The 13,754-nt window shown below is 61.3% G+C and carries 11 protein-coding genes; 10 read left to right on the top strand and 1 reads right to left on the bottom strand.

Going from position 1 to position 13,754, the window contains the following annotated elements; genetic code table 11:
- The first annotated feature begins 144 nt into the window (after positions 1–144).
- The 9 genes from ybgF (at position 145) to FZ934_RS12700 (ending at position 10,783) form a co-directional block, all read left to right on the top strand.
- Complete coding sequence (ybgF, locus tag FZ934_RS12740) at positions 145–1,149, top strand: tol-pal system protein YbgF (RefSeq protein WP_153271363.1); 1,005 nt, start codon at positions 145–147, stop codon at positions 1,147–1,149.
- A 12-nt stretch (positions 1,150–1,161) separates the two neighbouring features.
- Positions 1,162–2,496 (top strand): tRNA lysidine(34) synthetase TilS, encoded by a 1,335-nt coding sequence (gene tilS, locus FZ934_RS12735; protein WP_153271362.1) that lies wholly within the window; start codon positions 1,162–1,164, stop codon positions 2,494–2,496.
- Between the two features lie 98 nt (positions 2,497–2,594).
- Positions 2,595–4,526: an ATP-dependent zinc metalloprotease FtsH gene (ftsH, locus tag FZ934_RS12730; protein WP_153271361.1), complete on the top strand. Its 1,932-nt coding sequence runs from the start codon at positions 2,595–2,597 to the stop codon at positions 4,524–4,526.
- Between the two features lie 242 nt (positions 4,527–4,768).
- The gene (glmM, locus tag FZ934_RS12725; protein WP_113364966.1) at positions 4,769–6,121 is read left to right on the top strand and encodes a phosphoglucosamine mutase; all 1,353 of its coding nucleotides are present in this window, start codon (positions 4,769–4,771) and stop codon (positions 6,119–6,121) included.
- Positions 6,122–6,329: 208 nt separating this feature from the next.
- On the top strand, positions 6,330–7,154 hold the full coding sequence (locus FZ934_RS12720) for an outer membrane protein (protein ID WP_153271360.1): 825 nt from the start codon (positions 6,330–6,332) through the stop codon (positions 7,152–7,154).
- Between the two features lie 207 nt (positions 7,155–7,361).
- Positions 7,362–8,543 (top strand): phosphoserine transaminase, encoded by a 1,182-nt coding sequence (locus tag FZ934_RS12715; protein ID WP_153271359.1) that lies wholly within the window; start codon positions 7,362–7,364, stop codon positions 8,541–8,543.
- A gap of 86 nt (positions 8,544–8,629) precedes the next feature.
- Positions 8,630–10,225 carry a phosphoglycerate dehydrogenase gene (gene serA / locus FZ934_RS12710; RefSeq protein WP_153271358.1) on the top strand — a complete coding sequence of 532 codons (1,596 nt, stop codon included), beginning with the start codon at positions 8,630–8,632 and terminating at the stop codon, positions 10,223–10,225.
- 149 nt (positions 10,226–10,374) lie between these two features.
- Positions 10,375–10,527: an entericidin gene (locus FZ934_RS12705; protein WP_153271357.1), complete on the top strand. Its 153-nt coding sequence runs from the start codon at positions 10,375–10,377 to the stop codon at positions 10,525–10,527.
- A gap of 85 nt (positions 10,528–10,612) precedes the next feature.
- Positions 10,613–10,783, top strand: coding sequence for a hypothetical protein (locus FZ934_RS12700; protein ID WP_153271356.1), 171 nt, complete (start codon positions 10,613–10,615; stop codon positions 10,781–10,783).
- A gap of 203 nt (positions 10,784–10,986) precedes the next feature.
- Here FZ934_RS12700 and FZ934_RS12695 read toward each other — a convergent pair whose 3' ends face one another.
- Complete coding sequence (locus tag FZ934_RS12695) at positions 10,987–13,245, bottom strand: heavy metal translocating P-type ATPase (protein WP_153271355.1); 2,259 nt, start codon at positions 13,243–13,245, stop codon at positions 10,987–10,989.
- A gap of 72 nt (positions 13,246–13,317) precedes the next feature.
- Between FZ934_RS12695 and FZ934_RS12690 the strand changes: the two genes are divergently transcribed.
- The gene (locus FZ934_RS12690; protein ID WP_153271354.1) at positions 13,318–13,740 is read left to right on the top strand and encodes a MerR family transcriptional regulator; all 423 of its coding nucleotides are present in this window, start codon (positions 13,318–13,320) and stop codon (positions 13,738–13,740) included.
- Positions 13,741–13,754 lie beyond the last annotated feature (14 nt).

The raw sequence follows: 13,754 nt of genomic DNA, 5'->3' as shown, positions 1-13,754 counted from the left end.
AAATTGGAAAGGCGGCTCCATCGCGAGCCGCCTTTTCTTTTTGAACACACTTTGGCCGAACTCCGTTGCTTTTTGAAAGCAATTGGAAAAATCTCCTGTTCGTGCCATCGAGGCGCGAAGAATCACTGGGACAGGACGAACCATATGAAGAAATTTGTCGTGGCGGGCATGCTTTGCCTCGCAACGGTGGCCGGGGCGGGCCAGTCGGCGAATGCGACGTCGCTATTCGGCTGGAATGTGGGCGGCAAGCCCGCGGACCGTCAGCAGAACGCGCCGGTCGTCAACGTGCAGGCCGCGGGCGGCGCGGAAGTCCGCATTCAACAGCTCGAAGAGCAGCTTCGCCAGTTGAACGGCCGCATCGAGGAGATGAGCTTCCAGCTGCTGCAGATGCAGGAAACCATCCGCAAGGCGCAGGAAGACAACGAATTCCGCTTCCAGGAACTGGAAAAGGGTGGCGGCAGCGCGGCCGGCGGCAGCAGCAAGCCGATGAAGAAGAGCGAGGCGGATCTGCCCGCTTCGAACCAGACGGCGCAGGGTGGCGACGACGTCGCCCGCACCATCCAGGCAAACCGGGGAGCCGAGACGGCTCCCTCGACGGACGTGCCCGAAAACACCGGTCTCGGTCAGCCGCCGAAGCAGCTCGGTTCGATCGATTTCGACCAGGGCGGAAACCAGGTTGGCGGCACCGTCAATCCGGGTGCGGAGGTTGGCTCCTCGCCGCTGCCGAACGTCGATGCCGGCAAGGCGTCACAGACGGCCTCGCTTGGAAGCGAGTCCGACCAGTACAAGGCCGCATACGGTCATGTACTGTCTGGAGACTACGGCACGGCCGAGCAGGAATTCACGCAGTATATTTCCCAGTATCCGAGCAGCGCCCGCGCCGCCGATGCAAACTTCTGGCTGGGAGAGGCGCTCTATTCGCAGGGCAAGTATAACGAAGCCGCCAAGACCTTCCTGAATGCGCATCAGAAATTCGGCACGTCCGAGAAGGCGCCGGAGATGCTCTTGAAGCTCGGCATGTCGCTCGCAGCGCTCGACAACACCGAGACGGCTTGCGCAACCCTGAAGGAAGTTTCGAAGCGCTATCCGAAAGCATCGCGCGCCGTGATAACCAAGGTCGCGAGCGAACAGAAGCGTCTCGCCTGCTAAGGCTGTCCGGTCTTGAGCCCGGATGGCATTCTTTCCCCGGAAACGGCAGCACGCCGCTTTCTCGACTCGCTTGACCGACCTGCCCGCATTCTGGTGGCAATCTCTGGCGGCAGCGACTCTACCGGCCTTCTGCTCGCGCTTTCCAATGCGCTGAGGGCGAAGCCGGACTCTTCCATTTCTCTTTGCGCGGCAACTGTTGATCACGCGTTGCGCCCCGAATCCGCAGATGAAGCGCGACAGGTCGCCGCTCTCTGCAACACACTCCGCATTCCCCATCTCACCAAGGTTTGGCGCGGCACCAAGCCGAAGGCCGGGATCTCCGCGGCTGGGCGCGAGGCCCGCTATAGGCTGCTTGCCGAAGCCGCCGGCGAGATGGTCGCGGACATTGTGGTTACCGCCCATACAATCGATGACCAGCGCGAAACCGTCGCCATGCGCGCCGAGCGCTCGGAACGGGAAAGCACCGGGATTGCAGACCTCGTCCTTTTCGATCGCCGCGTTTGGGTCGCGCGCCCGTTTCTGCGCTGCCTGAGGGACGATATTCGTCACCTGCTTGCTGCGGCTCATGTTTCGTGGGTCGACGATCCCAGCAATGAAGACATCAAGTACGAACGCGTCCGTATTCGCCGGCGCCTGCGGGGCGAGGGCGGCAGCGATGAGATGGGAAGCGATGCTGGTGCCAGTCGTTCGCGACTGGCCGCCGACGCTGCCGCGTTGATCACCAGGCATTTCGTCTTTCACCCCTTCGGGCTCGGCGCGATCTCAGGTGGTGGACTTGATGTCGACCGGGACGTGCTGGAATATGCGCTCGGCCGCCTGGCGGCGGTATTCGGCGGACAGCCCTTTGCGCCGGGTCGATCGCAACTTGCGGCGGTGCTGGCCTTCGTGAAGGCCGCAGAACCCGGACGAATGACGGCCGCCCGCGTCGTGTTCGATCTCAGGCGCGATGGCCTCTACCTTACCCGCGAAAGCCGGGGCATCCTGCCATTGGCGCTGGCTCCCGGACAGCTCGGCATCTGGGACAATCGCTATAAGGTGCAGAACGACAGCGGTCAGATAATCCGTGTCGAGGCGCGGCTCGCAAGCGCTGTTGGCGAGGCGGATCGGCGGCTGCCAAGATCGGCCTTCAAGCGGGCAATGGCCGCGTTCCCGCGCATCCTGGACGGCGAGGGGAGGGACCTTGATCCCGGCTGTGCCGAAGATGTCCTGATTGCCCCTTATTTTGCGCCGTTCGACCGTTTTTTGACACGATTTGATTTCATCTTCGCAGATAGTCTTGCAGGTGCCTTTGGAACACGCCCCTATCCAAAAGCACCTTTAGGTCTTATTGACGGAAAAACCATCTAACCGACGGGTTTGCCTTGGCAACGGCATGACGCAATCCTATGTTAGAGACCAAATAAGACGGTCGCCATGAGGCGGTCGTTCCAGTGCTGGGGAGTTCAATGAACCCTAACTTACGTAATTTCGCCTTGTGGGCAATCATAGCGCTTTTGTTGATTGCCCTCTTCAGTATGTTCCAGACGTCGCCGGCGCAGACCAGCTCCCGCGATATCCCTTATTCGCAATTCCTGCGAGAAGTGGATGCGGGCCGCGTCAAGGAAGTCGTCGTCACGGGCAACCGTGTCTCCGGTAGCTATATTGAAAATGGCACTACCTTCCAGACCTATACGCCTGTTGTCGACGACAACCTGCTTGATCGTCTGCAGAGCAAGAACGTCCTGGTTTCGGCCCGGCCTGAAACCGATGGTTCGTCTGGCTTCTTGAGCTATCTTGGTACGCTGCTGCCAATGCTGTTGATCCTCGGTGTCTGGCTGTTCTTCATGCGGCAGATGCAGGGTGGTTCGCGCGGCGCGATGGGCTTCGGCAAGTCGAAGGCCAAGCTGCTCACCGAAGCGCATGGCCGCGTCACGTTTGATGACGTCGCCGGCGTCGACGAAGCCAAGCAGGACCTCGAGGAAATCGTCGAATTCCTGCGTGATCCGCAGAAATTCCAGCGTCTCGGCGGCAAGATTCCGCGCGGCGTGCTTCTGGTCGGCCCTCCCGGCACCGGTAAGACGCTGCTCGCACGCTCTGTCGCAGGTGAAGCAAACGTTCCGTTCTTCACGATCTCGGGTTCCGACTTCGTCGAAATGTTCGTCGGTGTCGGCGCAAGCCGCGTCCGCGACATGTTCGAGCAGGCCAAAAAGAACGCGCCTTGCATCATCTTCATCGACGAAATCGACGCCGTCGGCCGCCATCGTGGCGCCGGTCTTGGCGGCGGTAACGACGAACGCGAGCAGACGCTGAACCAGCTGCTGGTCGAGATGGACGGCTTTGAAGCGAACGAAGGCATCATCCTGATCGCCGCGACAAACCGTCCCGACGTTCTCGATCCGGCGCTGCTGCGTCCGGGCCGTTTCGACCGTCAGGTCGTCGTTCCGAACCCCGATATCATCGGTCGCGAGCGTATCCTGAAGGTGCATGCCCGCAACGTTCCGCTGGCGCCGAACGTCGATCTCAAGGTTCTGGCTCGCGGTACGCCCGGTTTCTCCGGTGCCGACCTGATGAACCTCGTCAACGAAGCTGCCCTGATGGCTGCGCGTCGCAACAAGCGCGTTGTCACCATGCAGGAATTCGAAGACGCCAAGGACAAGATCATGATGGGTGCCGAGCGTCGCTCGTCCGCCATGACCGAAGCCGAAAAGAAGCTGACGGCCTACCACGAAGCGGGCCATGCTATCACGGCGTTGAAGGTTCCTGTTGCGGATCCTCTGCACAAGGCAACGATCATTCCGCGTGGCCGTGCGCTTGGCATGGTCATGCAGTTGCCGGAAGGCGACCGCTATTCCATGAGCTACAAGTGGATGGTGTCGCGTCTGGTCATCATGATGGGCGGTCGCGTTGCCGAAGAGCTGACGTTCGGCAAGGAAAACATCACCTCAGGTGCTTCGTCCGATATCGAACAGGCTACCAAGCTTGCCCGTGCGATGGTGACGCAGTGGGGCTTCTCGGATGCGCTTGGCCAGGTTTCCTACGGCGAAAACCAGCAGGAAGTGTTCCTTGGTCACTCGGTTTCGCAGTCGAAGAACGTGTCGGAAGCGACGGCCATGACCATCGACTCGGAAGTTCGCAAGCTGATCGATGAGGCCTATGCTGAAGCGCGCCGGATCCTCACCGACCACCACGACGAGTTCGTTGCGATCGCCGAAGGGCTGCTCGAATACGAGACCCTGACGGGCGAAGAGATCAAGGCGTTGATTCGCGGCGAGAAGCCATCTCGCGATCTCGGTGACGATACGCCTCCGAGCCGTGGGTCCGCCGTGCCGAAGACCGGTACCCGGCCAGCCTCCAAGGGTGATGAGCCGGAGAGCGGTCTGGAGCCGCAAACGCACTGATTATCTTGGGAAAAGATGGATTGGCCGGATATCAGAAATGGTATCCGGCCAATTCTATTGGTAACGGGATATAATCAGTTTTCTCGGTAATTTACGTGATGGGCGCCACGAATTGTGGCATGCCGCTCACATAAGAAGGCCCAATTTGGCGCCTTTATAGCGACGCTACGCCAGGTCGGCGTCGAATGTTGAAGTGGGAATGCGCGGCTCTTAAGAGGCGTGCCCGAGCACAGAGGGTGCATATGAAAAGACGTTATTTCGGCACGGATGGAATTCGCGGTCAGTCCAATGTGTTTCCGATGACACCTGATCTCGCGATGCGGGTCGGCATCGCAGCAGGGACCATCTTCCGTCGCGGCAGTCATCGCCACCGTGTCGTGATCGGTAAGGATACGCGCCTTTCGGGCTATATGCTCGAGAACGCCATGGTCGCCGGTTTCACGGCTGCCGGTGTCGATGCCTTCGTTCTCGGTCCCATTCCGACGCCTGCCGTCGCCATGCTGACACGCTCGCTCCGCGCCGATATCGGCGTGATGATCTCCGCGTCACACAACCCTTACGAAGACAACGGCATCAAGCTGTTCGGACCGGATGGCTACAAGCTGTCGGACGAACTCGAAATGCAGATCGAAGAGCTTCTCGAGAAGGACCTCTCGACGCAGCTCGCCAAGTCCGACGACATCGGCCGCGCCAAGCGCGTCGATGGCGTCCACGACCGGTACATCGAGCATGCCAAGCGCACCCTGCCGCGTGACGTAACGCTCCAGGGCCTGAGGATCGCGATCGATTGCGCCAACGGTGCAGCCTACAAGGTCGCGCCGGCCGTTCTCTGGGAACTCGGCGCCGATGTGGTGACCATCGGCAACGAGCCGAATGGTACCAACATCAACTTGAACTGCGGTTCGACCAATCCGGTCGCCCTGCAGAAGAAGGTCGACGAAGTGCGGGCCGATATCGGCATCGCGCTAGACGGCGACGCTGACCGCGTGATCATCGTCGATGAAAACGGCGCCGTGGTCGATGGCGACCAGCTCATGGCCGTCATCGCCGAGAGCTATGCCGAAAGCCAGCAGCTGCGCGGCGGCGGCATCGTTGCGACCGTGATGTCCAATCTCGGCCTTGAGCGCTTCATGCAGGACAAGGGGCTTGGCCTCGTCCGCACCATGGTCGGCGACCGCTACGTGGTCGAGCATATGCGTCAGCACAACTATAATGTTGGTGGCGAACAGTCTGGCCATATTGTCCTGTCGGACTACGGCACGACTGGCGACGGCCTTGTTGCCGCGCTGCAGATCCTCGCTGCCGTCAAGCGCACCGGCAAGACTGTCAGCGAAGTCTGCCGTCGTTTCGAGCCGGTGCCGCAGCTTCTACGCAACGTCCGCATCTCCGGCGGCAAGCCGCTGGAAGACATCATCGTGCAGAAGGCGATTGCCGACGCTGAAGCCGAGCTTGCAAAGAGCGGCCGTCTGGTCATCCGGCCGTCCGGTACCGAGCCGCTGATCCGCGTCATGGCGGAAGGCGATGATCGCGGCCAGATCGAGCGGATCGTCAACGACTTGATCGGCACCATTTCGAGCGCTCGCTCGGCTGCCTGATATCTTCTGATCCGAAGCAAAGAAGCCGGTACATCTCGTGCCGGCTTTTTCTTGTTGTCCGTAGAATTATGGTTCAGGAACCAACAACAAACACGGTAAATATTTGTAGTTAAGCAGCTTTTAACGTTTCCGTTTCATTATCCATCCCGAAACGTGTCCGACTGGCAGCGAATGGCCCTGCCAAGCCACGAATTTTGGAGTGGGATCCATGATGAGAAGCTTATCCGGCGTCTTTGCCGTGCTGCTGATGACGTCCAATGTTTTTGCCGCGGATCTTGCGCCTGCGGAACCCGTTCCGGAAATGCCGCCGGAAGTGACTGTGACCGAAGCGACCGGCTGGTATCTTCGCGGTGACGTAGGTTACGGCTGGTCCGACCTGCGTGGTGCTCGCTATTTCCAGGGCAGCAACGCCAGCGAAGTCGACTTCGCGAGCGCGGACCTTCGTGATGCCTTCACCGGCGGCGGCGGTGTCGGTTACCAGGTCAACAACTACTTCCGCACCGACCTCACGCTCGATTACTTCGGCTCGGCCGATTTCCATGGTTCGACGGTCGGAAGCTGCGGTGTGGCCGCTGCTTGTACCTCTACCGATCTCTCGTCGCTTACGGCATGGAGCCTGATGGCGAACGCCTACGTGGATCTCGGGACCTATGGCTACGTCACGCCTTACGTCGGCGCCGGCATTGGTGGCACCTACGTCAAGTGGAAGGACCTGCAGAACACCTCGTGCGAAACCGGCAACCCATCGAACTGCGACCCGACATATTTTCATGACGGCAAGAGCGGCTGGCGCTTCAGCTACGCGCTCATGGCCGGCGCGACGATCGATGTCAGCTGCAACGTGAAGGCAGATGTCGGCTACCGCTTCCTGCACGTCGATGGCGGCGATATGTTCGGCTACAACGCCAACGGCGGCCCTGGCCGCGACAAGGGCTTCAACATTCACGAAGCTCGCGTCGGCGCCCGTTATCTCTTCGGCGGCTGCGCCCCGGCTCCTTACGAGCCGCCTCCGGCGCCGATCGTATACAAGTAAGTCTACCTTATACACATCGGAAAGCCGCCCCGACCGGGCGGCTTTTCTCGTTTTTGGCGATCTGTCTTTCGGCGGTTAGGTCGCGCCTGCGTCAAAAAATCCTCCAGCTGCGACACTTCTCCGTTGACTATGTCAGGCTCGATCTATATCCACGGCGGCGGGACACCTCTCCCCAACGAGAGGCTAATTACCTGGAAGGGTATAGATATGGCCACTGCCACCGCAAAGCCGGACGTCCGTCCGAACAACACCCATTTTTCTTCTGGCCCTTGCTCGAAGCGCCCCGGTTGGTCGCTCGAAGCCCTTTCCGACGCGCCGCTTGGCCGCTCGCATCGCGCGAAGATCGGAAAGACGAAGCTCAAGCAGGCCATCGACCTTACCCGTGAAATTCTGGAAGTGCCCGCGGACTACCGCATCGGCATCGTGCCCGCTTCCGATACCGGCGCTGTCGAAATGGCGCTCTGGTCGCTGCTTGGCGAGCGCGGCGTCGACATGGTCGCCTGGGAAAGCTTTGGCGCCGGTTGGGTCACCGACGTCGTCAAGCAGCTGAAGCTGAAGGACGTTCGCAAGATCGAAGCCGGTTACGGCGAACTGCCCGATCTCTCGACCATCGATTTCGATCGCGACGTCGTCTTCACCTGGAACGGTACCACCTCGGGCGTTCGCGTTCCGAACGGCGACTTCATCCCAGCCGACCGCAAGGGTCTGACGATCTGCGATGCGACCTCTGCCGCCTTCGCGCAGAACCTCGACTTCGCCAAGCTCGATGTCGTCACCTTCTCCTGGCAGAAGGTTCTCGGCGGTGAGGGCGCTCATGGCGTCATCATCCTGTCGCCGCGCGCCGTCGAGCGTCTCACCACCTACGCACCGGCCTGGCCGCTGCCGAAGATTTTCCGCATGACCTCCGGCGGCAAGCTGATCGAGGGCATCTTCACCGGCGAAACCATCAATACGCCGTCGATGCTCTGCGTCGAGGACTATATCGATGCGCTGCTGTGGTCGAAGGATGTTGGCGGCCTGAAGGGCCTGATGGCTCGCGCCGACGCCAATGCCAAGGTCATCGCCGACTTCGTCGCCGCCAATGACTGGATCGCCAACCTCGCGGTCAAGTCCGAGACGGCTTCCAACACGTCGGTCTGCCTCAAGATCACCGACAAGGACGTTCTGGCGCTCGACGCCGACGGCCAGGCGAACTTCGCCAAGGGCATCGTCAGCCTGCTCGACAAGGAAGGTGTCGCCTACGACATCGGCCATTACCGTGACGCGCCGTCGGGCCTGCGCATCTGGGCCGGCGCCACGATCGAAACGGCCGACATGCGGAAGCTGATGCCGTGGCTCTCCTGGGCGTTTTCGACCCAGAAGGCGACGCTTTCCCAGGCGGCTGCCTGAGTTGATCGCATCCGGCTCCGCTGAAAAGGCGGAGCCTCGCAATCCCGATTACATTCCATCGTTGAACCTTTTGAAGGAAGCCCCCAATGGCACCTCGCGTTCTCGTATCCGACGAACTGTCGGAAACCGCCGTCCAGATCTTCCGTGATCGCGGCGTCGAAGTCGATTTCCAGCCGCAGCTCGGCAAAGACAAGGACAAGCTCGCCGAAATCATCGGCAACTACGACGGTCTCGCCATCCGTTCCGCCACCAAGGCGACGGAAAAGCTGATCGCCGCCGCAACCAACCTGAAGGTCATCGGCCGCGCCGGCATCGGCGTCGACAACGTCGATATCCCGGCTGCTTCGAAGCGCGGCATCATCGTCATGAACACGCCGTTCGGCAACTCGATCACGACGGCCGAACACGCCATCGCTCTGATGTTTGCCGTTGCCCGCCAACTGCCTGCAGCGGATTCGTCCACGCAGGCCGGCAAGTGGGAAAAGTCGAAGTTCATGGGTGTCGAAATCACCGGCAAGACGCTCGGCGTCATCGGCGCCGGCAATATCGGCGGCATCGTCTGCAAGAAGGCCATTGGCCTCGGCATGCACGTTCTTGCCTACGACCCCTTCCTGTCGGCTGAGCGCGCTCAGGAGATGGGCGTCACCAAGGTCGAGCTCGACGAGCTGCTGGCCAAGGCCGACTTCATCACGCTGCACGTGCCGATGACAGACAAGACCCGCGGCATTCTCGGCAAGGAAAACCTCGCCAAGACCAAGCCCGGGGTTCGCATCATCAATTGCGCCCGTGGCGGCCTGGTTGACGAAGCAGCACTTGCCGAAGCCATCAAGTCGGGCCACGTCGCCGGCGCCGGCTTCGACGTCTTCGAAGTCGAGCCCGCCAAGGAAAGCCCGCTGTTCGGCCTTCCCAACGTCGTCTGCACACCGCATCTCGGCGCGTCGACCACGGAAGCGCAGGAAAACGTTGCGCTGCAGGTTGCCGAGCAGATGTCGGATTACCTCGTCAAAGGTGCCGTTTCCAACGCCATCAACATGCCGTCGATCACCGCTGAAGAAGCGCCGATCCTGAAGCCGTTCATCAAGCTCGCCGACGTTCTCGGCGCCTTCGTCGGTCAGGTGTCGGAAGATCCGATCAAGGAAATCGAGATCCTGTATGATGGCGCGACCGCCACGATGAACACCAAGGCGCTGACGTCTGCGCTGCTGGCCGGCCTGATCCGCAACCAGGTCGCCGACGTCAACATGGTTTCGGCACCGATCATGATCAAGGAAAAGGGCATCGTGCTCTCCGAGGTCAAGCGCGACAAGACCGGCGTCTACGACGGCTACATTAAGCTGACGGTGACAACAGACAAGCAGACCCGTTCCGTTGCCGGCACGGTCTTCTCCGATGGCAAGCCGCGCTTCATCCAGATCAAGGGCATCAACCTTGACGCCGATGTCGGCGCCAACATGGTCTACATTTCCAACACCGACGTTCCCGGCATGATCGGCTTCATCGGTACGACGCTCGGTGCAGCCAACGTCAATATCGCCAACTTCCAGCTCGGTCGCGGCGAGCAGGGCGGCGATGCGATCGCGCTGCTTTACGTCGATGGACCGGTCAGCGATGAGGTGCTCGGAAAACTGACGGCGAACGCGGCAATCCGTCAGGCGAAGCCATTGGTCTTCGCGGTCGACTGATTTTTCCTCCCAAGGAAGCAAGCGAGCCCGGTGCTGTAGCGCCGGGCTTTTTCGTGTCTTCAGCTTGGATTGATCGCGTCGCCTAGGGCGCTATCTTGTCGTTCAGCGCCGGCTTTGCGGCGTTCATTGACGGTTATACGGGGATTTTCATGACACGCGTTTCCATTGCCCTCATTCTCGCATCTCTCCTGTCGCTGACGTCTTGTGCAAACACCGCAAACGGCCTTGCGAAGGACGGCAGAGCCGCCGGCCAGGCGCTCGACGACAGCACGCACCGGGTTCTGAAGGCCGGTGCGCACTGAGAAACGATAAAACAATGAAATAAAGGCCCGCTGTTAGGCGGGCCTTTATTGTTATTGCGGGGTTGCCGGAGCCGGCGTCGCAGGTGTGGCTGGCGCGGCTGGCGCGGCTGGCGCAGCTGGTTCCGCAGGTTTTGCCGGTTCCGCTGCCGGCGGAGTTGCCGGAGCCGTAGCGGCAGGCGGTGTGGTGGTTGCAGGCGGCGTAGCCGGCTCGGTCGCTGGTGCCGTCGTCGGCGCGGTCGAGGTGGTCGCCGTTTGAGACCTTGGCCAGTAGGTTGCGGCCAGCGCGACGATCACCACGACGACTGCCAAAAGTATCCACATTGTCTTCGAAGAACCCCCGCTCTTCGGCGGGGGAGAATTTACAGGACGGTTGAAATCGTTGGTCATGTTAGTCCTCCTCTTAATGGTAACGCGTTCGTGAGCATTAAGTTCCAGCGCGCCCAATTATTTGGTGGACCTCTATGTTGCGCTCGATCCTGTTGGCTTCAGCAGTCGCAAGGCGTTGATGGTGACGAGCACGGTTGCGCCGGTATCGGCCAGGATAGCTGGCCATAGGCCGGTGATGCCGGCGACTGTCGTCACCAGGAAAACGGCTTTCAGGCCAAGGGCAATGGTGATGTTCTGCGCGATGTTGCGCATGGTCCGCTTCGACAGGGCGATCATCGCGCTGACATCGGAAACCCGGCCGTGCAGGATTGCCGCGTCCGCCGTCTCAAGCGCTACATCCGTGCCGCCGCCCATGGCGATGCCGACATCGGCCGCCGCAAGGGCCGGGGCGTCATTGATCCCATCACCCACCTTCGCCACCTTGAAGCCCTGACGCTGCAGTTCCGCAACGATCCGTTGCTTGTCCTCCGGCATCAGTTCGGCGCGGACGTCGATTCCGAGTTGGCCCGCGATGGCGTTCGCGGTGCGGCTATTGTCGCCTGTCAGCATCACGATCTTGGCGCCGTGCGCCTTGAGGGTCGCGAGCGCGGTCCTGGCGTCCTCGCGCGGTTCGTCGCGCATGGCAATTGCGCCGGCCAGTCTCTCGCCGGCGATCAGGACGGAGACAGTCTTGCCCTCGTCGTTCAATGCCGTGATGCGCTGGCTTTGCTCGGGCGACAACGCCACGCGCTCGCCGGCTGCCTTGGGCGAGCCGAGGAAGACCTCAACTCCGGCGACGTTGCCCGCAACACCGCGTCCGCCGAGCGCGCGCGCCTCCGTCACCTGAGGCAGCGATATCGCATCGGCGCTGGCGCGGGCCAGAATGGCCACCGCGAGGGGATGGCTCGAACCGGCTTCGAGAGCCGCGGCATATTTCAGGACCTCGGCCTCATCGTCGCCAAAACTCAGGATGTCCGTCACCTGCGGGCGGCCTTCGGTAAGGGTGCCTGTCTTGTCGAAGGCGACGGCGGTAATCTTGCCCAGCGTCTCAAGCACTGCGCCGCCTTTGAGAAGCAGGCCGCGACGGGCGCCGGCCGAGAGCGAGGCGGCGATTGCCGCAGGTGTGGAGATGACGAGCGCGCACGGGCAGCCGATGAGCAGGATGGCCAGCCCCTTGTAGATCCACTCGCGCCAATCACCACTCCAGAGCAGCGGCGGCATGACGGCGACGAGTGCGGCTACGGCCACGACGCCCGGTGTGTAGTAGCGCGAGAAGCGATCGATGAAGCGCTCGGTCGGCGCCTTCGATTCCTGGGCTTCCTCGACAAGCCTGACGACTCTGGCGATCGTATTGTCGGCTGCGGCCGCCGTTACCTTTACCCTGAGCGCTGCGTCACCGTTGACAGTGCCGGCGAAGACCGTTTCGCCTTCGCCCTTGCGAACGGGCGTGCTTTCGCCTGTCACCGGCGCTTCGTCGATGGTGCTTTCGCCAGACAAGATAACACCATCAGCGGATATACGATCGCCTGGTCGAACGAGGATCGTTGCTCCGACCGCGAGGCTTTCGGCTGGTACTTCCCGAGTGCCGCCGCCTTCCTCGACCAGCGCATTCTTCGGAACAAGCGCCGTCAGGGATTGAATGCTGGCGCGCGCCTTTCCGGCTGCTACGCCTTCCAGCAGTTCGCCGACCAGAAACAGGAAGACGACGGTCGCTGCTTCTTCCGATGCGTTGATGATGACCGCCCCGATCGCTGCGATCGTCATCAGCATTTCAATCGAGAAGGGGGTGCCCGCAAGCGCGGCCATTACGGCGCGGCGCGCGATCGGCAGCAGGCCGACCAGCATGGCAGCCATGAAGGCGTAGCTCTCGATTGCCGGGACAAGATGACCCAGAGCGAAGGCGGCGGCGAGCGCCACGCCGGAAAAGATCGTCAACCTGCCCTTCTTGCTCCGCCACCAAGGACCGGACATCGGCGTGTGATCATGGCCATGCAGGCCTTCGACAGCGTCGTGGTCGTGATCATCCGTATGCGCTTGGTCGTCGTGGTGCCCATGATCATGGTCGTGCCCGCACGAGCCGTGTGCATGCTGGTGATCATGCGAATGAGAGGCGGCATGTCGGTCGGAAGCTGCGCCGAGCTGCGCAACGGAATAGCCAAGACCGGAGATCTTCTTCTCGATGGCGGCGAGATCACTGGTGCCGTCATGGCGCAGGGTCATCGTGCCTGCGGTAACCGAGACGGCGACATCCTCAACGCCGGGCATGCGCCTGACGGCGGTATCGATTTTTGCCGCGCAGCTGGCGCAATCCATGCCCTCGACCCTAAAGCGCTTCTCGACCGTCTCGCCCATTGTCCACTTCCTTGTCATTCGGAAGCATCTTTCCTACATCCTCTAGTGACTAGAGGTGCAAGCGGAAAAATCATGAAAAAGATCACGATTGGAGAAGCGTCGAGGCAGAGTGGCGTCAAAGTGCCGACCATCCGGTACTATGAGAGCATCGGGCTGGTCGCGGCGCCGAGCCGCAGCGACGGCAACCAGCGCTCCTACGAGCTTGCGGACCTGCGCCGTCTGATCTTCATCCGGCATGCGCGTGAGCTCGGCTTCGAAGTCGATGCGATCCGCGCCCTGTTGACCCTGCAGGACGATCCGGACCAATCCTGCGCTTCGGCGGATGCCATCGCCAAGGCCCGCCTTGTCGAGGTCGAGCAGAGGATCCGCAGTCTTCTCGCATTGAAGGCGGAGCTTGAAGCAATGGTGGAGGGCTGCGGCCACGGTCGCGTCGATCAGTGCCGTGTGATCGAGGTACTGGCCGACCACGGTCAGTGCACGCATTCTCACCATTAGCCGCAGAAAATAGC

The sequence above is a fragment of the Rhizobium grahamii genome, from assembly GCF_009498215.1.
GTDB classification, from domain to species: domain Bacteria; phylum Pseudomonadota; class Alphaproteobacteria; order Rhizobiales; family Rhizobiaceae; genus Rhizobium; species Rhizobium grahamii_A.
Note: the sequence above shows the minus strand (reverse complement) of the source record. Positions and strands in the feature narration are given on the sequence as shown.

Coding starts and splice junctions, on each gene's coding strand:
- glmM (WP_113364966.1), top strand. CDS start 4,769: ATGAAAAGACGTTATTTCGGCACGGATGGAATTCGCGGTCAGTCCAAT.
- ftsH (WP_153271361.1), top strand. CDS start 2,595: ATGAACCCTAACTTACGTAATTTCGCCTTGTGGGCAATCATAGCGCTT.
- FZ934_RS12705 (WP_153271357.1), top strand. CDS start 10,375: ATGACACGCGTTTCCATTGCCCTCATTCTCGCATCTCTCCTGTCGCTG.
- serA (WP_153271358.1), top strand. CDS start 8,630: ATGGCACCTCGCGTTCTCGTATCCGACGAACTGTCGGAAACCGCCGTC.
- FZ934_RS12695 (WP_153271355.1), bottom strand. CDS start 13,245: ATGGGCGAGACGGTCGAGAAGCGCTTTAGGGTCGAGGGCATGGATTGC.
- FZ934_RS12715 (WP_153271359.1), top strand. CDS start 7,362: ATGGCCACTGCCACCGCAAAGCCGGACGTCCGTCCGAACAACACCCAT.
- FZ934_RS12690 (WP_153271354.1), top strand. CDS start 13,318: ATGAAAAAGATCACGATTGGAGAAGCGTCGAGGCAGAGTGGCGTCAAA.
- ybgF (WP_153271363.1), top strand. CDS start 145: ATGAAGAAATTTGTCGTGGCGGGCATGCTTTGCCTCGCAACGGTGGCC.
- FZ934_RS12720 (WP_153271360.1), top strand. CDS start 6,330: ATGATGAGAAGCTTATCCGGCGTCTTTGCCGTGCTGCTGATGACGTCC.